This is a genomic window from Bacillus jepli (assembly GCF_047238305.1).
Lineage (GTDB): Bacteria > Bacillota > Bacilli > Bacillales > Bacillaceae_L > Ferdinandcohnia.
Genome location: NZ_JBDFMO010000001.1, coordinates 3,135,320 through 3,158,979, shown reverse-complemented (window position 1 = coordinate 3,158,979; position 23,660 = coordinate 3,135,320). Strand labels below are relative to the sequence as shown.

The 23,660-nt window shown below is 37.5% G+C and carries 27 protein-coding genes; 5 read left to right on the top strand and 22 right to left on the bottom strand.

Annotated elements, in window-relative coordinates; translation table 11 throughout:
* The first annotated feature begins 259 nt into the window (after positions 1-259).
* A complete protein-coding gene (locus ABC371_RS16170; RefSeq protein ID WP_412899374.1) occupies positions 260-553 on the top strand; it encodes an EthD family reductase in 294 nt (97 codons plus the stop codon).
* Positions 554-666: 113 nt separating this feature from the next.
* Here ABC371_RS16170 and ABC371_RS16165 read toward each other — a convergent pair whose 3' ends face one another.
* From ABC371_RS16165 to ABC371_RS16150, 4 genes are all read right to left on the bottom strand, one after another.
* Positions 667-1,050, bottom strand: a complete 384-nt coding sequence (locus ABC371_RS16165) for a spermine/spermidine synthase domain-containing protein (RefSeq protein WP_412897717.1) — start codon at positions 1,048-1,050, stop codon at positions 667-669.
* Positions 1,051-1,059: 9 nt separating this feature from the next.
* Positions 1,060-1,587 (bottom strand): hypothetical protein, encoded by a 528-nt coding sequence (locus ABC371_RS16160; RefSeq protein ID WP_412897716.1) that lies wholly within the window; start codon positions 1,585-1,587, stop codon positions 1,060-1,062.
* Positions 1,588-1,673: 86 nt separating this feature from the next.
* Positions 1,674-2,333: a CoA transferase subunit B gene (locus tag ABC371_RS16155; protein WP_412897715.1), complete on the bottom strand. Its 660-nt coding sequence runs from the start codon at positions 2,331-2,333 to the stop codon at positions 1,674-1,676.
* A 13-nt stretch (positions 2,334-2,346) separates the two neighbouring features.
* Entirely contained in the window at positions 2,347-3,036 is a 690-nt protein-coding gene (locus tag ABC371_RS16150; RefSeq protein ID WP_412897714.1) for a CoA transferase subunit A, read from the bottom strand.
* A gap of 164 nt (positions 3,037-3,200) precedes the next feature.
* Between ABC371_RS16150 and ABC371_RS16145 the strand changes: the two genes are divergently transcribed.
* A complete protein-coding gene (locus ABC371_RS16145) occupies positions 3,201-4,085 on the top strand; it encodes a LysR family transcriptional regulator (RefSeq protein WP_412897713.1) in 885 nt (294 codons plus the stop codon).
* A gap of 98 nt (positions 4,086-4,183) precedes the next feature.
* Here the strand turns inward: ABC371_RS16145 and ABC371_RS16140 are convergent, their stop codons facing one another.
* From ABC371_RS16140 to ABC371_RS16095, 10 genes are all read right to left on the bottom strand, one after another.
* Complete coding sequence (locus ABC371_RS16140; RefSeq protein ID WP_412897712.1) at positions 4,184-4,948, bottom strand: cyclase family protein; 765 nt, start codon at positions 4,946-4,948, stop codon at positions 4,184-4,186.
* A gap of 124 nt (positions 4,949-5,072) precedes the next feature.
* On the bottom strand, positions 5,073-5,948 hold the full coding sequence (locus ABC371_RS16135; protein WP_412897711.1) for a beta-keto acid cleavage family enzyme: 876 nt from the start codon (positions 5,946-5,948) through the stop codon (positions 5,073-5,075).
* A gap of 109 nt (positions 5,949-6,057) precedes the next feature.
* A complete protein-coding gene (locus tag ABC371_RS16130) occupies positions 6,058-7,362 on the bottom strand; it encodes a TRAP transporter large permease (protein WP_412897710.1) in 1,305 nt (434 codons plus the stop codon).
* On the bottom strand, positions 7,362-7,940 hold the full coding sequence (locus tag ABC371_RS16125) for a TRAP transporter small permease (protein ID WP_412897709.1): 579 nt from the start codon (positions 7,938-7,940) through the stop codon (positions 7,362-7,364). The genes ABC371_RS16130 and ABC371_RS16125 overlap by 1 nt, the downstream gene beginning before the upstream one ends.
* 3 nt (positions 7,941-7,943) lie before the next feature.
* A complete protein-coding gene (locus ABC371_RS16120) occupies positions 7,944-9,023 on the bottom strand; it encodes a C4-dicarboxylate TRAP transporter substrate-binding protein (RefSeq protein WP_412897708.1) in 1,080 nt (359 codons plus the stop codon).
* Between the two features lie 48 nt (positions 9,024-9,071).
* Positions 9,072-9,482, bottom strand: coding sequence for an acyl-CoA thioesterase (locus ABC371_RS16115; protein WP_412897707.1), 411 nt, complete (start codon positions 9,480-9,482; stop codon positions 9,072-9,074).
* A gap of 161 nt (positions 9,483-9,643) precedes the next feature.
* Complete coding sequence (locus tag ABC371_RS16110) at positions 9,644-9,862, bottom strand: hypothetical protein (protein ID WP_412897706.1); 219 nt, start codon at positions 9,860-9,862, stop codon at positions 9,644-9,646.
* A gap of 33 nt (positions 9,863-9,895) precedes the next feature.
* Entirely contained in the window at positions 9,896-10,459 is a 564-nt protein-coding gene (locus tag ABC371_RS16105) for an aromatic-ring-hydroxylating dioxygenase subunit beta (RefSeq protein WP_412897705.1), read from the bottom strand.
* Positions 10,459-11,829, bottom strand: a complete 1,371-nt coding sequence (locus ABC371_RS16100; protein WP_412897704.1) for an aromatic ring-hydroxylating oxygenase subunit alpha — start codon at positions 11,827-11,829, stop codon at positions 10,459-10,461. The genes ABC371_RS16105 and ABC371_RS16100 overlap by 1 nt, the downstream gene beginning before the upstream one ends.
* A 62-nt stretch (positions 11,830-11,891) precedes the next feature.
* Positions 11,892-12,677 carry an SDR family NAD(P)-dependent oxidoreductase gene (locus tag ABC371_RS16095; RefSeq protein ID WP_412897703.1) on the bottom strand — a complete coding sequence of 262 codons (786 nt, stop codon included), beginning with the start codon at positions 12,675-12,677 and terminating at the stop codon, positions 11,892-11,894.
* Between the two features lie 176 nt (positions 12,678-12,853).
* Here ABC371_RS16095 and ABC371_RS16090 point away from each other — a divergent pair, with 176 nt between their 5' ends.
* Positions 12,854-13,768 (top strand): LysR family transcriptional regulator, encoded by a 915-nt coding sequence (locus ABC371_RS16090; RefSeq protein WP_412897702.1) that lies wholly within the window; start codon positions 12,854-12,856, stop codon positions 13,766-13,768.
* Positions 13,769-13,783: 15 nt separating this feature from the next.
* Here ABC371_RS16090 and ABC371_RS16085 read toward each other — a convergent pair whose 3' ends face one another.
* The 6 genes from ABC371_RS16085 to ABC371_RS16060 all read right to left on the bottom strand — a co-directional run bounded on the left by ABC371_RS16085 (position 13,784) and on the right by ABC371_RS16060 (position 21,549).
* The gene (locus ABC371_RS16085; RefSeq protein ID WP_412897701.1) at positions 13,784-15,580 is read right to left on the bottom strand and encodes a sigma-54 interaction domain-containing protein; all 1,797 of its coding nucleotides are present in this window, start codon (positions 15,578-15,580) and stop codon (positions 13,784-13,786) included.
* A gap of 223 nt (positions 15,581-15,803) precedes the next feature.
* Positions 15,804-16,904, bottom strand: a complete 1,101-nt coding sequence (locus ABC371_RS16080; protein ID WP_412897700.1) for an alpha/beta hydrolase family protein — start codon at positions 16,902-16,904, stop codon at positions 15,804-15,806.
* A gap of 26 nt (positions 16,905-16,930) precedes the next feature.
* Positions 16,931-17,878, bottom strand: coding sequence for a VOC family protein (locus ABC371_RS16075; protein WP_412897699.1), 948 nt, complete (start codon positions 17,876-17,878; stop codon positions 16,931-16,933).
* A gap of 316 nt (positions 17,879-18,194) precedes the next feature.
* Positions 18,195-19,973 (bottom strand): adenine deaminase C-terminal domain-containing protein, encoded by a 1,779-nt coding sequence (locus ABC371_RS16070; RefSeq protein ID WP_412897698.1) that lies wholly within the window; start codon positions 19,971-19,973, stop codon positions 18,195-18,197.
* A gap of 457 nt (positions 19,974-20,430) precedes the next feature.
* Positions 20,431-20,796, bottom strand: a complete 366-nt coding sequence (locus tag ABC371_RS16065) for a DUF1801 domain-containing protein (RefSeq protein ID WP_412897697.1) — start codon at positions 20,794-20,796, stop codon at positions 20,431-20,433.
* A 45-nt stretch (positions 20,797-20,841) separates the two neighbouring features.
* Entirely contained in the window at positions 20,842-21,549 is a 708-nt protein-coding gene (locus ABC371_RS16060) for a DNA alkylation repair protein (protein WP_412899373.1), read from the bottom strand.
* 134 nt (positions 21,550-21,683) lie between these two features.
* On the opposite strand from ABC371_RS16060, the gene ABC371_RS16055 reads away from it, so the two are divergent.
* Positions 21,684-22,055, top strand: a complete 372-nt coding sequence (locus ABC371_RS16055; protein ID WP_412897696.1) for a VOC family protein — start codon at positions 21,684-21,686, stop codon at positions 22,053-22,055.
* A gap of 76 nt (positions 22,056-22,131) precedes the next feature.
* Here ABC371_RS16055 and ABC371_RS16050 read toward each other — a convergent pair whose 3' ends face one another.
* Positions 22,132-22,527, bottom strand: coding sequence for a VOC family protein (locus ABC371_RS16050; RefSeq protein ID WP_412897695.1), 396 nt, complete (start codon positions 22,525-22,527; stop codon positions 22,132-22,134).
* 135 nt (positions 22,528-22,662) lie between these two features.
* Positions 22,663-23,115, bottom strand: a complete 453-nt coding sequence (locus ABC371_RS16045; RefSeq protein WP_412897694.1) for an SRPBCC family protein — start codon at positions 23,113-23,115, stop codon at positions 22,663-22,665.
* Positions 23,116-23,236: 121 nt separating this feature from the next.
* Between ABC371_RS16045 and ABC371_RS16040 the strand changes: the two genes are divergently transcribed.
* Positions 23,237-23,635 (top strand): nuclear transport factor 2 family protein, encoded by a 399-nt coding sequence (locus ABC371_RS16040; RefSeq protein WP_412897693.1) that lies wholly within the window; start codon positions 23,237-23,239, stop codon positions 23,633-23,635.
* Positions 23,636-23,660: the final 25 nt, after the last annotated feature.

Here is a 23,660-nt window from a genome sequence, read left to right as displayed (position 1 = left end):
TCAATCCCTCCTACTAATAGATTCACCAAGTTATTGGTAGGAATGCTAAGGGATTTTCAAAGGGGTGAAAAAAAAACCAAAAAGGGACTGCTACTGTAGTCCATGGTCGAGGAAAAGCATTTTTATTCTTTTAAAAATGCATTTTACATTTTACTTCCAGACTGTTGATTCTTAATAAAAAATAACCAAAGAATAATCTCCGGAAAAAGGAATATATTCTACTAGAAATAGTAAAAAAGGAGTGGATGATTTGGCGAAAATGATCATAATGTATGAGGAACCAAAGGATAAAGAGGCTTTTGATAAACATTATTATGATGTTCATGTTCCATTAGGCCGTAAAATCCCAAACATAATAAAAGATTCTGTTCATCGTGTACTTGATTCTCAAAATACAAATTTAAACCTTTATCTAATAACTGTCTTAGAGTTTGAAAATATAGAAAAACTAACTGAAGCCTTTTCAAGCCCAGAAGCAAGAGAAGCGGAAGCAGACGGTCCAAATCTATTTCAATACTTACATAAGCCACCGATTATTACAATTGTTGAATAGATATTTTTAATAATATGGCCACTTCCCGTGAAAAACGTCTTTGTGCCCCACCTAAATGGCCTCAACTAACAACCAGTGGGATCGAGAATACCCCACTGGTTAAACGTATCACACTACATATAACACAATATCGACTTCTCGATCCAATAAGAAAATTCAGTGGTAGGACATGTTTTTTCATACTTTTTCATTTCTACATACATGTCAATCCCATCTGACACATCATGCCACAAATCTGTAAACACGAAATCATAGTTCCCCTTTGGCATCCTTTCCCGTGCATATTCAAACGCATCTTCTTTAATGATCTTAATCTTTTTGGCATTTGTAAATTGAGGTAAAATGTAGGTCTGAAATAAATCAATCACATCTTCATTGCTATCAACGATCGTGACACTTTCAACATTCGGTTTTTCCGATACCATATAGGCATAGTAACCAAGTCCGAGTCCATAAGTAAGGACGTTACCAGAAGCCTTTTCAACAGCTTCCTTCATCGTTTCGATTTAATTTGGTGTAATCGTCATCCAAATACGCCCATTTTCTAATACCGCGGGAAAAGAAAATTCAGTCTCAAAAAAACCAATTTGCAGTATCTGTCTACCCTCATTTGTTTGGATAATATCATCACAAACAAATCCTTCGAACGGTTTATATGTTTCATATTTTAATTCACTATTACCGATTTTTATCGTAGGAATCTTGATATTCTTATAGTAGAGATTATTCGAATACTCGTTTACATCAAGTTGATGAAACATCTTTTTAAAATAGTTAGTAAACAATTCTTTATCATTAGGATTATCTACAATATCTAATCCAAACGCAGCAGCTAATATTACACCAAACGCATATTCATAAGATACACCACTTTTAGCAATCTCCTCGACTTGTTCTCGATCAACAAAATCGGGTGCGTTATTTAAATAATTGCTGAGCAAAGCGAATACTTTATAATTATCTTCCTTTATTCTGTCTTCTAGTTGTATATTGCGAATCATGTCCTCACCTATTTTTATAATATGCATATCCATTATTTAACCATATATTACTTTTATTCTCTAATCTTTTGTATAGAAAAACCTCCAAACCCAAACGTTTGGAGGTTTTCACCATTCAATTAATAAGCCTCAATTTTTACATCGTCTGAAACACTCAATTCCGCTTCAGTTGATTCAACTACATCCTGAACACTATACCCTTTTGCCACCTCAACTAATTTCAACCCATTCTCCGTCACATCGATTACAGCTCTATCCGTAATAATTCGATCGACTACTTTTTGACCTGTGAGTGGAAGGCTACACTTTTTTAGAATTTTTGGCTGTCCATGCTTATTTACATGCTCCATAATGACAATCGTCTTTTTCGCACCGTGAACTAAATCCATCGCACCGCCCATGCCTTTGATCATCTTTCCCGGAATCATCCAGTTGGCCAAATCCCCATTCTCAGCCACTTCCATCCCACCTAATATAGCAATGTCGATATGGCCTCCGCGAATCATCGCGAATGATTCGGCACTGCTAAAAAAGCTTGCACCTGTCATTGCTGTGACAGTCTCTTTTCCAGCATTGATCAAATCGGGGTCGACCTCTTCCTTCTTAGGATATGGCCCAATTCCTAATAAACCATTTTCCGATTGTAAAACCACATGTTTATTGTCAGAAATATAATTTGCCACCATCGTCGGCATTCCGATTCCCAGATTCACATAATTTCCATCTTGAATTTCCAGCTCCGCCCTTTGTGCAATTTGCACTCTTACGTTATTAGACATCCAATTACCTCCCTTAGTCTCTAACAGTTAAACGCTCAATTCGTTTTTCATGCTTACCAACAATCAAACCTTGAACATAAATACTTGGTGTGTGAATTTCATTAGGGTCAAGTTCACCAACCTCAACAATCTCTTCTACCTCAGCAATAGTGACCTTTCCCGCAGCCGCCATCATGGGATTAAAGTTTTGTGCTGTTTTACGATAAACTAAATTTCCTAGTTTATCCGCTTTCCATGCCTTTACTAAACTAAAATCCGCTGTTAATCCTTCTTCCAATAAATATTCTTTTCCGTTGAACTCTCTCGTTTCGCGTCCTTCTGCAATTGGAGTTCCTACTCCTGCCGGCGTGTAAAATGCAGGAATTCCCGCTCCCCCTGCACGAATTTTCTCTGCTAATGATCCTTGAGGTACGAGTTGAACCTCTAATTCCCCGCTTAAAACCTGTCTTTCAAACTCCTTGTTTTCCCCTACATATGAAGAAATCATCTTTTTGATTTGTTTATTTTGTAAAAGGATCCCAAGTCCCCAGTCATCTACTCCACAGTTATTCGAAATTACGGTTAGATCCTTTACGTTTGTTTTACGAAGTCCAAGTATTAGATTTTCTGGAATACCAACAAGACCGAAGCCACCTACCATCAGTGTCATCCCGCCTTTGATATCGCTTACAGCTTCTTCAAAGCTTGTAAAGATTGTTTTCATTTTCTACCCCTCCTGTTATATAAAAGTAAGACAATTTGTCCGTTAACTTTAGTCATTTCTAAATTTTCATTATCTTCTTAATAAAATTTTACAACAGTCCAATTTATCCGTAAAATGAATAATAAGAATAAACTATATTACGTATTGGAATATAAGGAGGACCAATGGAGTTAAAAGACCTATGCTACCTTATGGAAGTTGTCGATTACGGAAGTTTTACCAAAGCAGCGGTTAACACCTATATTTCGCAACCCACCTTGAGTAAGTCCATCAAAAAATTAGAAACGGAACTTAAGGTTGAACTATTTGAACGCTCAACTAGAAAATTGATCTTAACGGATGCCGGTAAAATTGTGTATAGACAAGCATCTAAAATCCTAGGTGCCACCAATGAACTTCATACTTTATTAGATGATTTAATGAACCTACCAACCGGAAACATTAAAATTGGGATTCCTCCCTTAATTGGCACACTTTTCTTTCCAACGATTGCCCAAAAATTTGGTATGCAGCATTCTCAGGTATCGTTAGAATTAATCGAACTTGGAGCCAAACGGATTGAACATTTAGTCGATGAGGGGCAAGTAGACGTGGGTATTGTCGTAAACCCAACAGATCACAATAAATTTATGGTTCACCCATTCATCAAGGAAGAATTTACGCTTTTCACTCATCCGTCGCATCTATTTGCGAATGAGAAATCTGTTAAACTAGAACAACTTGAATATGAATCTTTTATTCTCTTTAATCAAGAATTTGCCTTACATAACTTGATCATTCAACATTGTCAACATGCCGGATTTTCTCCTAAAATTGCTTATGTAAGTTCACAATGGGACTTGATAACAGAACTCGTTATTGCCCAACTCGGGATTACTCTTTTGCCAAAATCCATCTATTTCAAAATGGATGGAACCCAAATTAACATGATCCCACTAGACTCTCCCCCGATGTGGGAGCTCGTTGTCATAACTAAAAAAGACAGGTACCAATCCTTTGCGGTCCGGGCTTTGCTGCAGTTCCTTGGTGAGGAATTTCAAGAAGGATAAAAATCCAATGTATATTAAAAGGCCAGGGATATTATTGGAATTTGCCTCCAATGACTTCCCTTAGCCTTTTAAAATTCCGTTCGATCATTACAATGTTTCTATTCTTCAATCATCGCAACTGCACGTACAGAGCCCGCCGTTCCACCCTTTACTTTTGTCGGGAATGCACAGAATTTAAATCCATGTCTTTTTGGAAGTTTATCTAAGTTTGCTAGTTTCTCAATGTGATAATATTCTTTTTTCCTCCCCAAAAAATGAGCTGGAAATAAAGCACTCTTATCTCCTGCTTTTACTGACTCAACCATTGCCCCAAAGGGACGATCGAATGTATAAGCATCAATCCCCATCAGTTTTACTCCCTGATCAATAAGCCATTCAGTCGCTTCTCCTGTCATGCCGGGTTGGTCTTTTAAATATTTTTCCGTATATATATGTTTATCGAAGCCTGTCATAATTAAGACTATATCTTTTGGTTTAATGGTATAATTCATTTCCTCAAGCGCTGCCTTAACATCCTCAACATTAATGCCGCTTCTTGGCTCCTTATGTCTCATATCTAAAACAACCCCATCGCCGTAAAAATCATCTAACGGCAACTCATCAATCGTTTTTGCTCGCTCCCCTTCACATAAAGGTCCAAAGTGGAACGGTGCATCAACATGTGTACCTACATGGAAAAGAAATTCCCCACTAACATGTTCTCCAGACATTGCCATACGGTCCTGAAAATCATCAGTATCAAGTCCTAATCGTTCTGCCATAAGCTCTGCTTGTTCTTCACTACTTGAAAATTCTACATTTAATCTCCATGGCTCTGCCATTGGATTTGCTTCCCAATATGAACTTAGATCATACAACTTCATTCTGTTGTTCCTCCTATACCTATTAAAAAAGGGAGTGAACTTATATAGTGATGTTAATGTAGTCGTAAGTTGATTTCACTCCCCGTAATTTTACTAGAATTTTATATGTCTACACTCATTAAAGTTAGACACTTTTTGAGGCTTCCACTTTTTTAATCCCAAGCATTTCACGTGCTTCATCAGGAGTAGCAATTTCATAACCTAAATCAGTCGCAATGCCCACAATTCTCTCAACAAGTTGAGCATTGCTTTTTGCAAGCTCTCCTTTTCTAAAATAAATATTGTCTTCAAATCCAACTCGAACATTTCCACCTAATAGAAGTGAAGAGATTGTTGCTTGATGCTGCTGTGCAGCGATTCCCATTGCACCGAAATAAACGCCTTGCGGTAATTTACGAACCATATGGGTTAAGTTTTCCATACTAAATTGAATTGACCCTTGATTGATCTTCTGCATACCAAATACGAAATTAAATGAAGCTGGGGCATCAATAATCCCCATTGGCATAAAGATGTTAATAACATCTTCTAGCTGGGCATGGTTAAAGATTTCTAATTCAGGTTTAATATTTTTTTCCTGCATTTTCTTTGCTGCTTTAATTAGCCAGTCGCGGTCCCATAAAGTAGGTTTTACAAAGTTAGGCGTATAAGCCTGCATCAATCCACAATCAAGTGAAGCCATTTCTGGTTCTGCATCTAACACCTGTAATCCATCATCAATATGGCTCTCAGGGACCATCGCAGGCGCAGTACTAAACTGTGTAATAATATCGCTTTTAGCAGTAATTTCAGCCTTAATTTCTTTGAATACATTTACATCGTTAGTTGGAACACCTTTTGAATCCCTAGCATGAATATGAGCAACCGCTGCACCTGCATTTAGACAGCGGTATACTTCTTCCGCGATTTCCTTTGGTTGTTCAGGGAGAGCAGGATTTGCTTCCTTCCCGTGAAAGTTACTAGTTGGTGCAACAGTTACAATGATTTTTCTCTTTGCCATAATTAAATTTCCTCCTTATTATTTAAAATTATGAAAATAGTAAATGATTACTAAGATTTCCTTCACACAAGCCTAGTCATCCATCACCTCCCTACTAAATGGTTGATGATTATTTCATTTGGCCTGGTAAAAAGAGCGTAATTTGTGGGAAAGCAATTAAAATAATTAAGATAATGAGATCTACAACGATAAATGGGATACTTCCTTTAATAACGTCTCGTAGTTCACTATTTGGGATTGCCCCTTTAATAACAAATAAACTCAATCCTAATGGTGGTGTTACTAAAGCTACCTCTGTCAAAAATACAATCAAAATTCCAAACCAAATTGGATCATATCCAAGACTTAATACTGCTGGAAAAATAATCGGCAATGTTAAAAACATGGCTGAAATCATGTCGATAAACATTCCAAGTAACAGATACATTAGAACAATACCGATAATAATCACGATTGGAGGAACTGGTAGACTCGTTAAAACCTCAGAAAGCATAAATGGAATCCGCGTAATTCCTAAAAAATAACCAAAAATCATGGAGCCTACGACGATTAGAAAAACCATGCTAGTCGTTTTCAGTGTCTCAGCTAGTGAATCTTTCATTACCTCTTTATTGATCCGCTTTAAACAAAGAGCCATGATAAACGCTGCAAATGCTCCAATTCCGCCTGCCTCAGTCGGGGTAAAGAGACCAGAATATATACCTCCAATAATAACTAGTGCCAGAATAAAAATTCCCCATGTATACTTTAGTGATTTCACTCTCTCATTTAGTGGCCTCTTCTCGATCGGTGGCGCTAGGGTTGGTGTAATTTTTACCCTTACAAAAACCATTACCATGTAACATGCTGCAATTAATAGTCCTGGTATAATTCCTGCTACAAATAATTTTGCAATTGATGTTTCCGTTATAATGGCATAAATCACCATCATCATACTTGGCGGAATCATCGATGCAAGCGGACCCGCTGAAGCTACAACACCATATGCTAGATTTTTATCGACCCCATTTTGAATCATCTCCGGTGCCGTGATTCTTGCTAACGTAGCTGTTGAAGCAATTCCAGAACCACTTACAGCACCAAATGCTGCACCGCCCATGATGGTTGCATGGCCAAGACCACCTGGAATATGACCTAGCCATGTTTTACCTGTTTTGAACATATCTGATGCTAATCCAGCATGAAAGGCAAAATACCCCATTAGTAAAAACAGTGGAACAACACTAAATGTATAATTCGCCATCGTTGAATATGGAACCATTCCTGCAATTTTCATAGCTGCTTGTGGACCTGCAATAATCCAATAACCTACCAGACCAACAAAAGTAAGAACATAAGCAACAGGCACTCTTAACAAAAGTAAAATTACCAAAACGACAATTCCGATCCATCCGATCATTTCAGGTGTCATCATCAAAGTTTCACACCTTCTTCAAGTTGGTTATTAGATTTAAATTCATCTGTGTTCATTTGTGTAATCGGTTGATGGTCTCGCAATCTAGGAAATAAATAATAGACAATATCTAAGAGTAATCGGATTGAAAGTAATGCCATTCCAATAAAAATTACAATTTTAGCAGGCCAAAGAGGAATCTTAGCAATTCCAGCTGCAACCTCATTCATTACAAGTGAATCCCATACACCTATACCAGATTGCCAGGTAATTACAACACAAACGGCAATCCCAATGAGGTACCCAAAGAAATCCAACGCTTGCTGTATTTTCTTTGGAAGTTTGTCAGTAGCTACTTCAATAAAGACATGACCTTTTATACTCTGAACATAAGCAGCACCGAGAAAAACAATGCCAACTGTAAGAACCTGTACCAACTCAAATGTTCCTTGGATTGGATGGCCTAGTTTTCGTAAAATCACATCTAGTGTGATAAGGAACATCATAAAAATGGTTAACACAGCACCCAGAAATAAAAGAACCTTTTCTATTTTTTGCTGAGCATGATCAATCAAATGAATAAAGCGAATGATGCCCATACTTTATTCCCCTTTAAACGGGTTTTCTTTTTCATATTTCTCGGATAATTCCACAAATTGATCTAAGATCTTTTGTGAAGATGAACCATTTTTTTCTACCCACTTTTTCCAAATCACATTTTTGGCGATTTCCTTTAGTTCTTTTATATCCTCAGGTGTAGCTTCAGTTACAGTCCCATTTGCCGCTTCGATTTTTTCAAGTGCTACTTTATCACCTTCTGTTTGATAGATTCGATGGAATTCATCTGCTTGATTCTTCCCTACTTCTTTTATGATTTCTTGCAGGTCTTTTGGTAAAGAATCAAATTTATCTTTCCCAATCCCAATTAAGAGTGCTACTCCTCCAATCGGCAGCTTATACACATGACCTGCAACCTCTTCATAGTTATAAGTTGTAGCCGTTGTTAAGTTAAAAAACACACCATCAACCGTACCACGCTGTAAGGCTTCAAACGTTTCCGTTGAAGGAATCGAAACTGGTACTGCACCAAGTTCCTGAGCCAAAATACCGTGATCACCTAGCGCCACCATTCTCAAACCTTTCAAATCAGCAGAGCTTTTAATAGGTTCTTTTGTAAATACATAAGACGAGGCAACGGCTAACTGTCCACCAAATGTAACCCCGTTCTTCTCCAACTCTTCATTTAGTTCAGGATTATTTTCATATAATTCATAATGAGCCTTTGAACCTGCCCAGACATTTTCGTACACCGCTGGAGAATGCCCAACATTATTTAAAGGAATTTTACTTTCTACTAAAGGAGGCACAATTACACCAACATCAGCTATTCCTGCTGAAAGAGCATCCAGTACATCTGCTGTTTTTGCGAGTGATTCAGAGTAATAGCGTTCAAACTTTATTCTCCCATCGCTTTCTTCTTCAATTGCATCCAAATAAGCATCAAATCCTTTTGATAAAAGCGCTACCTGTGGTGTTTGAATGGTTGTCTTAAGGACAATCGATTCATTCTCATCTCCATTTGATGTACTCGATTCTTTATCCGAGCAAGCAACAAGCATTGTGAAACACCAGAATAAACTTGCGATAAAAATATAACCCTTATAACTTTTTATAAACTCCATATCACACACCATCCTTTACTTATTTATTAATACTTGCTTAGTGCTCCATCATTTTACATTAACTGGTTCAAGATGTTTCTCGAGTTCTTTTTTGACAAAGTCAGGGATGGCTACCTTTTTCCCATCGGTCGTAATGAATACAATTGTCATGCTGCCTCTAATGGCTAGCTGTTCCCCTTTGAAAAACTGGATGGAATACGTGAATGAGGAATTTCCAATCTTGGCAATTGAAATTTGTCCTACTAGTTCATCGTCATACACAATATTCCCCATGTAATTGCACTCTACATGTACCCTCGGTAATTCAAAGCCCAGCTCAAAAAGTTTGGTATAGGAATAACCGATGTCTTTAAAAAATTCATGATCAAGCGTTTCAAAAAATCGAAAAATGGAACTGTAATGAATTCGCTGTGTTAAATCTGTATCCACAAATTGAATACGGATTTTCTTAGAAAACATAGCATTAACCCCCAAAATAATAATTTACATTTACATTAGTTGTTAATATGTAAATTAAATTTACATAAAAGACTGAACTTCACTACTGTTCATTTGTAGAAGAGGAGTAAACACGTTAAAAATCGTATCTTGTATCTACTCCTCAATCCTAAGAACAAGACTTATTCTTGAGATTTCTCAACAATTTTCGATAATAAGTCATCATCTAAAGCTACAATTGCCGCTAATACCACTGGATCAAGTAAAACTTGATTATCATCAGTATCCTGAATTAATAACCGTTCGCCATTTCCAGTCTTAACTTTTCCGAAATACACCATTGCAAATTCATTGGATAATCGTTCTAATGTACTTTTGTCATAAGACATTGCTTCGCTCACATTATCCCCTCCCATTTTTTAATTTGTATATTACTAGAAGAAAAATCCTAGATTTCGAGTTGGAAGGGTCGTATGGTCCAAATAAACAGTTCTACGCGCCAGTTTTAACCCTCCATTTTCATCCCGACGAAGGATATCATGTCGTTGACCTGCCAGGATATCGCCATCTACTTTATCTCTACCTCTGTAAAGGATAAATGAGCTTCTGACAAGATAGTGATTTTCATCATCACCAGGCATGACAATGACTCCCGATAATACACGTCGTAGTCGTGAAGGCGACTCTTCAGCCCAGGCCTTTTCCGTTTCTAAACGCTCAAGTCGCTTTAATATAAAAAATTTATTATCTTGTTGATGGTAGGAACCTTCTGGGAACAAGGACTGATTTGAATGTCTTTCACGAGCAACACGGACTGGCACTTCATATAAAAAGTCATCGGTCAATAAGTTAAACCATTGCCAAAGAAGATGATAATCGTCTAGAAGCATTGCCTCATAATCTAGAAAATCACGAACTTCATCAAGTACCTCTCTTGAAACCTTCCCAGGAAGAAAGCTTTTCTCAGCAGGTGAAGAACTCATGTGTAAGCTTTTCATTACTTCTCACTCTCCTCTTCTTTCATCATCCGCAGATAATTTATTTGGAAATTACGTAGATTGGCATCATTTGTTGTATTTCTCTGACCTTTAATCGCAAGAGACGGATCAAAGTATTCCGGCACATCTGTCCCAATGTCATTCATTCCCATTTGATAGTTTAAATTCATCTCACGTTTTCTAGCAAAAAGAGTCTTTCCTGCCGTTGCAGAACCTTCCCAGTTCGCACCATCATCCATATCAAGGAAACCAGCCGCACCCATCATTAGCAACCCACCTTGATAGGCAAGCTTAGCATTTTCTTCTGGCTCAATCGCATAATTGAACATGATGTTACAAACCTCAGTCTCACCAGCACCTCTAGGCTGCATAATTCTTAATTGATAGAATGTCGCTATATTCCCCGTCATCGGATCTGGAGAATACCATCTAAAGATATATGCGTTAGGGAAATGCCCAATGATGAACGGATGATAATCGTTTAAAAATCTCATATGACGGTCGTTTAATAATTTTTTATCAAATAAATCCAATATCTCTGGTGTATATCCATTAAATTTAGTGTGTTCTGGCTTAAAGCCAGGTACACTATCTAATTCTTTACACATGATTCCAGTTCCATTTCCTTCAGTATGCCAAGTTGTATAATTAGGAGACAGTTTGTGTACAGGAGGCAACATCTCGATGTCGACCATTGAAGTATGACCAGAGAAAATATGGTAGCAATCACCAATTGCATTTTCAAGACCCATTTTCCAGTTCTTTTTCATAATGTAATTACTAGGTTCACCTAATACGCGTAAACCTCTGGAATCAAGACCTAAGAATAAATCATAGAAGAACGCAGCATCGCCTAAAAATTCCTCTAATGTTGGAGCATTAGGATCAACATTAGTAAAAATTAACCCCCATCTTACTTCTACCTTCGCCTGCAATAGCCCCCATTCATCTCCATCTAAACATTTATAACTTTGATTCTTATGTGGTGCAGCAATCCATTTCCCGCTATTCTTATAAATCCAGCCGTGATAACCACATACGAAATGTGATGAATTTCCTTTCATATCTCTACAAACTGGGGTTCCACGATGGCGACAATGGTTTAACATGACTCTTACTTCTCCTGATTCATCCCGAGTCACAATCACTTCATCCTCACCGAGATAGCGAAGCATATAATCTCCTTTATTAGGAATCTCGCTTTCTAAACCAAGGATCAACCAAGAACGCCCATAAATTCGGTCTAACTCTGCTTTGTACACATCCTCGTCACCGTATAATGCAACTGGGACCTCTCCATTTTTAAGACCTTCTTCCAATTTTGCTAAAACTTCGTCTACTCTTGTTTCCTTCTTACGAATAGATTCCACTTTTCTTCCCCCTTTATTTTGGTTTAGATAAAAAATTTATGAAAATCTAGTAAGTACAACTATTAGTGAAGCATTAACCCACCAGTAACGTTAATACCTTGCCCTGTCATGTTTTCAGCCATATCAGAGCAAAGGAAAGCTACGACACCTGCAATATCTTCTGGAGTTTGAAATCTTTGCAATGGGATTTCATCAAGAAACTTCTGAATAATGTCTTCCTTAGTAACTCCTTGTAGGTTAGCCATGTTCACCATCTCTCGGTCCATTAAATCCGTCAATACGATACCAGGACATACGGCGTTAACATTAATGTTATGTTTGGCAACCTCTTTCGCAACGCCTTGAGTGATACCCATAACGGCGAATTTACTTGCCGAATATGGGACGTTGTTGCCAAACGCTTCTTTTCCAACCATCGATGAAAAATTAACGATCTTTCCCGATTTTTGTTCAATCATGTGTGGTAATACCTCTCGAATCCCGAGAAACACCCCTTTAACATTAATATCAAAAATGCGATTCCAATCCTGGACACTATTCTCGATAAAAGGCTTATTATTACTAACTCCAGCGCAATTTACTAGAATATCCACTCTACCAAAGTGATGAAGTGCAAATTCTACCATACTAGTTACATCAGATTCTTGAGTTACATCTACTTGTATCGATTCTGCTACCCGTCCCATATTTCCAATTTCATCGCGTACATTATTTGCATTTCCAGCTTGAATGTCAGCAACTATAACAGTTGCTCCACATTCTGACAGGGTAAGAGCTGTTCGTTTTCCTAGTCCATTTCCCCCACCAGTAATCAATGCGACCTTATTTGTTAAGTCAATGCTTGGCATTTTCGGAACACCTCCGTATTGTAACGCTTTCATTTTATTGAATTTTCAATCATTCTTTATATAGATCTTACAACTGTCTTTTACCCAAGAAAAGTTAACATTATTTACATATCTGTAAGTAGTAATTACAATAAGAGTATAGAAAAGGAGCCCCCGTAAAAGGAGTCGATCTGACCATGAATTTAGAACAAATCCAATATATTATCGAAGTTGCCGAAGTAGGAACCATTTCTAAAGCAGCAGAAAACTTGCATGTTTCACACTCTGCGATTAGTCAAGCTATTGCAAGTTTGGAATCTGAACTCGGCATTGTTATTTTCGAACGTTCAAGATCTGGTAGCAAATCCACTGAACAAGGGAAAACTGCCTTAAAATTATCTTATGAAATCATGAATAAAGTGATGGAATTAAAAGACTTAGGCCAAAAATCTGAAAGACTTTCTGGTGAATTAAAAATAACGGCTGCAACCATCTACTTTTCAACCTTTTTACCTGAAGTGCTTTATACCTTTAAAAAGGAATTTCCACAAGTCCAAATCACCATTCAGGAAAATGAAACACATGAAATCATTAAATCAGTCAAAAATAATCAGTTTGATATTGGCCTTATTCTTGGTAATAATCAAACCTTTAAAGCAATGGATTCAAGAATTACCTCCCATATTCTTTTGCAATCAAAATTGATGGTATGTGTGAGCAAACATTCTCCCTTAGCATACAATCAGGTCATTACCCCTGAAGAATTACTTGAGCAGCCATTAGTTGTTCGAAATGAGGAACTGTCGCAAATTTTTTGGAATACCCTGTTTGCAAACTACGGAAACGGAAATATTGTCTTTAGCTCCAATAATCATGATGTAGTCAAAAAACTGATTGCTAACAACATTGCTGCTGGAATCTACACTGAATTTTGGATTAAAAACGATCCTCTAGTTGTAAACGGTGATATCATTCCAATCCCTTTTTTCGACAACCATTTTATGGATTCTTATCTAATTAACATCATTTCGAAACAAAAGCATCAGTCCATTGTTATGAAGGAATTCTTAAAGTGCCTTAATCAAGTATTAAAAAACTATCATTTTGCGTGATGGAACCTTCTCATCTCATGAACGAACTTGATGATCTTCCTTCACAAATCTTGCATCTGGTTGTAAATCATAATTTGCTTTTTTCAGACGTGAATATAAAGTAGTCCTTGAGATTCCCAATTTTTTCGCAGCTCGCGTGATGTTCCCATTACTTTCACGAATCGCTTCAATAATCGCTTGATGCTCTACACTTTTTAAGGAGTTAGGGTTTATAGGACTGCTTTCATATTCGTTATTTATCGAACTTTGGCTACTTAAACTGTTACTGCTTCTAAATACTCTTTCAGGTAATATATCTTTTCCAATCTCTCCATTTGTCAATACGACTGCACGTTCAATTGCATTTTCTAACTCCCTAACATTCCCTGGCCAATTGTAACTTTCTAATACTTCCATTGCTTCACTCGTTATATTTGGCACTTCTTTTCGTTCTCTCCTGGCAGCTTTTTTTGCAAAAGCTTGAACGAGAAGAGGTATATCTCCTATTCTTTCTCTGAGTGGTGGTACTGACAGATGGATGACATTCAAACGGTAGAATAGATCTAATCGAAAATTATTGTTGCTTACTTCCACTTCCAAATCTCTATTCGTAGCTGCAATTATTCGGATATCAATTGGAATTTCTTCGTTTCCTCCTACTCGAATAACTTTTCTATTCTGGATCACTCGAAGCAAACGCGCCTGCATTTCTAACGGCATTTCACCTATCTCATCTAGAAAAACGGTTCCACCGTTCGCTAATTCAAATTTCCCCATCCTACCACCTTTTCGTGCACCTGTAAAAGAACCCTCTACATATCCAAAAAGTTCACTTTCAATTAATTCACGAGGAATTGACGAACAATCAATTGCCACAAATGGACCGTTACGACGACTACTATGATTATGGATGGCTTGTACAAGTAATTCCTTTCCCGTCCCACTTTCACCTTCGATTAAAATATTTGAATCATTATGTGCTGCACGCTTGGCTAACAGGATCAATCGTTTCATTTTTTCACTGCGATGTAATATATGGTCAAATTGGAAGTTTGCATTTGATCCAACAATATCGTTTACCATTTTTCTCATGCTTGTCATTTCTTTAAAAATCACAAGTATTCCTAATGGCTCATCGTATTCACTTATGAGTGGGATGACTGTTTTCACAAGATGATGAGATGCTTTTGCTGTCTTTACAAATATTTCTTCATCATTCAAACTCTCTTTTCTTTCAAGTGAATCCAGTATATTAATAGAAAAATCCGCATGTTCATCTAATTTTGTTCCAGTAATCAGTTCAGCATCTAGTCCTAAAATGTTTGAACCTGCAGGGTTTAAATATCGAATATACCCATCTCTATCAACTGTCATATACCCTTCAGAAAAGTGATGACACAGCTGACGCTGATAGATACTATCCAGGAAATCAGATGCAACGCTCCTGTATGTTCGAAATTTTGTGCTGATTAACTCCGATAATAAAGAAAGCATTTGCATGAACATTTTATCCTCTACACGCTCACAAAAACAGCTGATATAACATTCAACGGTACGATCAATTTGGACAGGACTAAAATACATCCACGTATTTAGTCGTTCAATTTTTAAAAATCCAATTTTATTTTTACCTATAACCTGTTTACGAATTAATTCAAAATCCTCTTTTTGAAAATGATGTTGGCGATACCCCTCTTCACCAAACTCAAATTCCCCCAAAAACATACCTTCAGGATTAAAAACCATTAGAGAATGAATGTGGTTATTTAATTGAAAACTTTTATTTCTAGTTATCTGCTTGATTGTATTCATAATTTGTCTATCAATTTTCATAAAAACACGTCCCCCTTTTAATGCTAAAACTGTAATGAGAGAAAATGGTCGAAATTTGTATTTCTAATCTTTTAAATATTTTAACAAAAACTTTGAGGAAGCTGCTAGTTATATCTTACTTATACATGTTCATAAGTGATTAGTATACTGTTATCGGAGGGAAATCCCCCCGATATTTCAAATTTTCAATACAGTTCAAACAAAGGAGGAACTTTTTTTGCTTTTACAAATTATTTTTCAACCAGTCAAACAAAATGAAAGATTGAGTATGGTTATCCGCTTGGCAATGGGGATCACCCGTTTGTCCAGTAGGTACGATATGTATCGACTTTGGACACTTTAACGCGTTGTATACCCGATAGGCATGGTCTACATTGGCCTGTCGATCCTCTGCTCCATGTAAAATAAATGTTGGACATTGAATCTTTTCGGCAACATCCCGCAAATGATACTTTTTTAATTTTTCTCGTGCTTCTGCCATCGTTTCAGCGCCTACCACATGCTTAAGAATATTGGCTAGCGGATGATCATCAGGCCTATTTTCCCACATTTCACTGTAATCATAGACGGCACTAAAAATGCCACAGACCTTGTAACGAGGTTCAAAAGCAGCCGTTCGTGCTGCCATGTACCCTCCCATAGACCAAGCCATAATTCCAATTCGATCTGGATCGATTTCCGGTTGCCCAATCGCCCAATCCATAACAGCTGTTCCAGCTACTTCATAATCATATCTTGATGGAATATTATTCAGACGTAATGCTGCACCTTGACCTGGCCCATCAACTGCAATGAGACTAATTCCGCGTTCTAATAAATATGGAGCAAGCGCAAAATACATTTCTTCAGCAGTAGAATCCAGCCCACCAAACATCACAACAGCTGGTGACTTATCTCCTTTTGGGCTTTTATAAAAATATCCTGGTAAATAGGAGTCCTCATAGGGAATTTGGATTAGCTTAGGTGGGTTTGGCAATAGTGCCGCACCTTTTTTAAATGCCTCAATTCCTTTTTGATAGGTTGCAAGCTTTCTAGGATCATCAGGCTGAAGGAAAAATTCTGCTAATCGAATATAGTCTGCCGCACGCAAATAATGTACTCTTGCAGTTTCTAGGTTTTCATTCAGCACAGCTTCATTCGCTTGAGCCAACACACGGTCTCCTATGCGGTTCCATTCTGTATACCAGCTATTGTAATCTCCAAGCTTGATGCGCTCAGCAGTTTGAATACATTCACTAAATTGACTACCACCATAAACTGTATGTCCAATGATACGATTTACTTGGTAGGACCACATGTAATTTTCCGGCCAAAAGTACCACATACCATTCCCTCCATTTCAATTTGTGTCTATCTACTTGATGTAATTCCTTTATCATCAAGTGGGATCATGATGTTCGTATCGCTCCATGCACTATTTGGATTCTCGTTAATTTTCCATTTTACCGGTCCCCAATCAGGTGCAAAAATTAAGTGTGATAGAGCATATAATTCGATTAAGTTTCCACCTGGCTCTCTTACATAAAGATAGAAACCTTCTGCTAATGCATGGCGCTCAGGTCCACCTTCTAGCTTATAGCCGTAATCGATTAACGTATCAGCAGCCAACAATACTTCCTCACGGCTATCAACCGCATAACAGACATGGTGTAGACCTCCGCGAGGCACATTCTCACCCGGCGATAAGAAAGCAATATCATGCGACAAATTACTTACTGCTAACCATGCTGCCATTTCTTTTTCTTCTACCGAAGTAAAAATTCCCTCATGATATCTAAACCCGATACTTTGATAAAATTCACGATCAGCAGGCGTATTTGGTGTTAATGTTGTTACATGGTCAAGACGTTTTGCCCCAACACCTCTTCGTACAATTTTCTGCGCACGGTTCTTCCATTTACTGCGCATTTCTTGAGGTGCTTGATACCACTCAACATCCCAAAATACTTCAGATGGATGACCTCCAGGAGTTTGGAAACGATAGGCATCTCCATGGCCTCGCTCACCTTCGACCCATCCTTGGCCATAACCACTGGCTTCAATAATCTTGACAGCTTGCTCAAGTCCCTCAGGACCTGTCGCACGCCATCCAATATGACCTAATGCCGCTTCTTTTCCTTCTGTAATTTTTAAGGAATGATGAAAATAATCATTCCAGGCCCTCATATAAACAGATTGACCTTTCTGTTCGGTTACCTCTAAGCCAATTACGTCTCTCATAAATGTCACGGTTTCTTCTGGCTTTGGTGAAATTAACTCCACATGAGCTAGTTGTGAGATTAAAAACTGATTCTGCATTCCTTTTCCTCCCTTGAATTTGTAAACCCTTCCAATAAAGGATTTATTTTTACACGTATTTATATTGCAAGAAGTGTGCCAAATTAAAAAACACGTTAAAAAAGTTGATAATAGTGAAATTATCAACTTTTGAAGTACTATTCAGAATGTTCAATAACTGGACAATTGTTCAGATGTTGTTCAATTTATTGTCAACTGTTCAGCGTATTTTACGTTGAAAATGAAAGATTATTGAAAAATCTTGTCTATGGATGCACAAAAAAAGAACAATGTTCAGATTTAGAACATCATCCTTTTTTCATCTAATAAAATTATTTTATTTTGTAACTTCGCTTGTGAACGCCTCTGCCTTCAACAAAATCTCATCCCTCTTCACTTCATACAATCCATAAGGCACCAAGCGTAATCCCGGTAAAAAGTCGCAAGTCAGGAATAACAACGTGTACAGAATATCATGGAATGGGAAGCCTCGATCTTGTAAGGTTTTGAGTAGTTTATCATGATACTCTACAGCTTTTTCAAATGAAGGATTTGTTGTCATCATACCTGTAAGAGGAAGCGGAATTTCAAGGATGATTTCGTCACCATCGACAATGACAATTCCCCCACCAATCTCATGAACCCTTGTAGCCGCTTTTGCCATTGCTTGCGGATTTCTTCCGACTGTTAGCAATTCTGTCGTCGTATTATATGTCGAGGCCATTCCATCGAGGGTAACAGCAAATCGCTCTAATACGGCCTTACTGACCCAATTCCCTCGACGATCAATTAATGCTGAATACATAAGCCCTTCATGACCAGACAGATCAGCAAATCCATTAACCGAAGGAATCATTGTATCCTTCCTCGCAGTGATCACATTACTTTTAAAATAGGAAACGGGTAAAGGTTTATTTTCATCTGGATGTGGATATTGAAAAAGTTCTGGATTCTCTAGAACAGATTTCGGAAATTCAAAAGCTTCACGAACAACGTATTTACTCCAATCTATCTCTGGCATAGATGCCAATAATTGGCCATTTTCTGCCACCACTTCTCCGCTCGCGATGACTTTTTCAGGACGAAAGTCAACTAGATCCGGAAGTAAGAGTATATCTGCCTTCCTTCCCGGAGCAATACCGCCGATATAATCTTCCAAGCGTAGATAAGTCGCTGCATTAACTGTGACCATCTGAATCGCATCCATTACAGGCACACCGAGTTCAACCGCTTTGCGCACAAGTCCATCGACAAAACCTTCCCTTTCAATGAATCCTGGATGTGGACCATCTGTTGTCATCACGATTCGGCTTGTGTTGACGTTTCCTTCTGTAATCATTTTAATGACTTCTTCAAGGTCTGGTCGGAGTGAACTGTTTCGCAATGTCGTCCACATTCCTAAGCGTAGTCGATCTAGTGCCTCTTTTGCCGTAATTGCTTCATGGCACGCCGTCACACCAGACGCAACAATCGCGTTTAATTTTTCGTAAGAACAGCCCGATGTATGACCGTCAGATACTTTACCGATTTCTTTTACATAATCCATTGTGTCTAGTAAAAATGGATCCCCATTATATAGCAGTGGCCAACGGGTGACTTCAGCTGAACCAACAACCTCTTCCATTGCTAGTAGCTCCTGGATGTCCTGATGGTTATACCACTCGCGTTCCCCTGGATAATCCGCCTGAGAAACAAGTCGAACAAGCCAAAGGAAATTTCCAGGTAACGATTTTAAATCAAGAACCATATCCTTGAAACCTTTAGCACCCATATGTAAATAGAAAAACAAATTATCATTAACAGATGTAGTTGTGCCAAGTGGCAACACCTTGCTCGTGATGCTGATCGGATTATAAACAACCCATGGGTGAGAATGTGCCTCGATAAACCCAGGTGATACATACTTTCCTTCGGCTTGTAAAACCTTCGTATGTTCTCCAACCATCGCTTCACTTTCGCCAACATATGCAATACTATCCTTATAAACAGCCACATTTAACTTTAATAATTCGCCTGAATACACATTGATAACAGTTCCACCTTTTATATATAAATCGGCAGATAAGTTCCCCTTTGCTACTTCCACTAGCTCACTTCGTTTTGCTCTAAGCTTCAAACTTCTCACTCCCCATTTTTTATTACGTTTAATACTCTTTCGTTTATTTAACATAATATTAATAAGAAGAGATTGTCGCTGTCAATGTTATTGCTTGAATTTATGAAAAATTAAGTATATTTTCCAACTCAAAAAAGAAACCCATTTTTTTATTTGGGCTCCTACTTAATTCATTTAATCGTTTACCTTCCTTTGTAAAGTCAAACTAAGTTTGATTATAGTAATATTTCTATCTAGCTCCAGATGAATATTAATTAGTTCCCATCTTGTTCGAGCAAGTGAAATAGATGGAGAAGACAAAACAAAAAATAAAAGCGCTTGGATTTTTTGTCCAAGCGTCTTTGCATATTATTTAGTATGTAATACAGCTGTGTCATGATATGAAACCCAAAGTATTGTTTAACATATTTTGTATGTTAACTGAACTAATTAATAGTAGAATCAATTCCTATATGCTTTACTTTTCATTTAATTCTATTGCCGCTTTAATAAGTATTGTGAAATCCTCAGGTTGAATGTCATGCATCTTTTCTACTTTTATATGCCTCATTCCCTTTCCTGAACCTTGTAACAATTGATGTGTGTCCTGTTCCTGAAGCTCTACGCCACTATGAAAACCAAGATTTACGTGCTTTTTAGATGACTGTAGATAACATACCAATCCTTTATAGGTGTAATTCGGCATCGACCATTTATACTCTTCAACCAGATTTGGAGAAGCATCTAAAATGATTTTTCGTAATGCAGCTGTAATGTTTTGAATATTCTCAGGTAAATTCAAAATATACTGGTCAACTGGAACAATCGTTCTTGTTTTTTCCATTCTTTTTCACCTTCAATCATCTGGTCGTTTTTTGTACGACCATAATCAACAAATACAAGTCTTCCGTTTCATACCAATTCTATTTTTTGATTCTACTTTTTTTATGTATTCAAACGCTAGTGGAATCTTACATGCCGTATTTCCTACATCTACATGTACTTTTCCAATATGTTCTGCAACTTGTTTTGCCTCATCTTTTAATTCAGGCACATAAGTTCCAACAGATATAACAAAACCATTCATTACATAGCGAACTCGATTTCGTTCTTCATGTATCGTACTATTCACTTGATTTAACATCTTTCTTATTTCCGCAATGTCCAAGAATTCATCTTGTGTGATCGATATGTAGTTAGAGTAGGTGCTCCACCCACAAACCGCAATCATTTCCACCTCTGATTTCATCCATTCCCGTGCCAAATCGAGTGCAAATTCGCTCTCTGCAGCCACCTGTGCAACAGTATACTCGGCAACCATATACCAGTAAGCTTTTTTAACCCACTCTTGTAAGGTCTCAATTGAGATCAGCTTTGGATTAATAGAAAGTCCCGCTAAATACATGGCATCGTGATTACCAGATTCATATAATTTTAATGCAAGTTCATGATCCTTCTTGACAAATTTTACGAGTTTCTTCAGATCGCCAATTTTCACCCCAAAATATGGCTCTCTTACACCATGATTCTTGTAAATTTGCTTTGTTTGATCGGAGCCAAGTTCTTCAAGTTTTTGCATCATTTCTTCATATGTCACATTACTCATCCTCTCAAATTTACTCCTTTATTACCTTCATTATGTCAAATTAAAGCATGTATAAAAAGAAGAAAGTTGTATAATGGAGCATGCTCATTTATAGTTAATTAAAATCATAAAAAGGAGGAGTTAATATGAAACTAGGTGCATTTTCAGTAAGTTTAAATGTGAAAGACATACATAAATCAAAAGAATTTTACGAAAATCTAGGTTTTCGGGCCTTGGGTGGCGACATTACTCAAAACTGGTTAATTTTAAAAAATGAAAACACTGTAATCGGTTTATTCCAAGGAATGTTTGACAAAAATATCCTGACTTTTAATCCGGGATGGAATCAAAATGCGGAAAATCTAGATTCGTTTACAGACATTCGAGAAATTCAAAATCAACTTAAAGAAAAAGGAATAACAATGTTAACTGAGGCAGACCAATCAACTGAAGGACCTGCACATTTTATTATCGAAGATCCAGATGGTAATCAAATTCTTTTCGACCAGCATCGATAATCAAAATACATATCACATATAAAAGCCTTCCGCTCCTTAATTCGGCAGAGGGCTTTATTCAAGATGCTTTTAAAATCTATTTCGCATTCTCATCTGGCTGGTGAACCCCAAAAATATTTCCTTCTGTGTCCATATAGTAGCCCTGCCACGCCATTCCTGGTAGCGCATATTTTGGCAATGCTACCTTACCACCATGAGCTAAGATCTTCTTTTCAGTAGAATCGTAATCTTCTACACCCATTGTACAAGCATAACCATTCAATGGCTGGTTTGCTCCTGGAGGAGGACTCTGCCTTTGCATCAAAGCTCCGTTAATACCGGGTTCATTTGCATCTCCAGTTACAGCTCCAAAATAAGGCATCCCCGCATAACCAGTCCAATCTTCAAATTTCCAACCAAATACTTCACCATAAAACGTTTTTGCTCGCTCCATGTCATCTACATGAATTTCAAAATGAATTAATCTTCCCATGTTATCCACCTACAATTTCGTATTTTTTCTCACACTATGTAATTTCTACCTAGGACGTTGATACACCTTCTTCATTATCGGAAAAAATATAGAATGTTATTCACCATTACTACAGATTCAGTAGTGCAACTTCAGTTAATTCTCCAAATAGCTTTTCAACGCTTCTAAATCTTTTACGCACGCCTTTTTAAAAGCTCCTGCCATCAATTTACCAAAAAATTTAGCCAAACCAGTAAGTCCATTGATTTCACCATCCAGTGTAACCACTGTCTGTCCTTCAGATGTAGCTAATTTGTAAGCAAACAAAAATTCCCCTTTCCCTGTTGTTCCTTTCGTACCATCACAGCGAAGCACAATTTTGTTTGGTTCATTTAGTTCAACAACTTCAAAATGTTCAGTAGCGTCTTTTCCAAACATTTTTCTTGTTTCCCTCCACTGACTTCCCTCACTTATTTCTCCCTCATATAAACGCTCAATCCCTACTAACCCCTGCATCCAATGCTTGGCTGAATCAAGGTCGAGCAAACTTTTATACACTCTTTGTTGGGATTCGTGAATGGTCCTTTTCACTTCAAAACGAATACTCATACAATTCTCCCTCCCAAAAAGAAGTATATCATGCAACATCATAACTTGACTCCATCAATTGCATGGATATGTAATCAACTATATACTTAAAATGACATAATTCTTAAAAAGGGTGATATAAATGAATGCAAAAGAGCAATCAACATTAACTCCTTCTTTTAAAGAGATTGCCGTTACATTTTTACAATCCGTAGCAACTGGAAATATCCGTGAAGCCTTTCAAAAATTCGTTGGTCCTGATTTTTCTCACCACAATCCCTTTTTTCGTGGTGATGCAGAAAGTCTCATGCTCGCCATGGAAGAAAATGCAGCACAGAGCCCTCATAAGATGTTTGAGGTAAAGCTTGCCATACAAGAAGGCGATATGGTTACAGTCTACTCCCACATTAGGCAAAATCCAGATGACCTTGGAGCAGCTGTTGTACATATCTTTCGTTTCAAAGACGACAAAGTTGTTGTATTATGGGATATTGGACAACCCATCCCAGAGAACTCTCCGAATGAAAATGGGATGTTTTAGTGCAAGTATAGTTTCATAACAATAA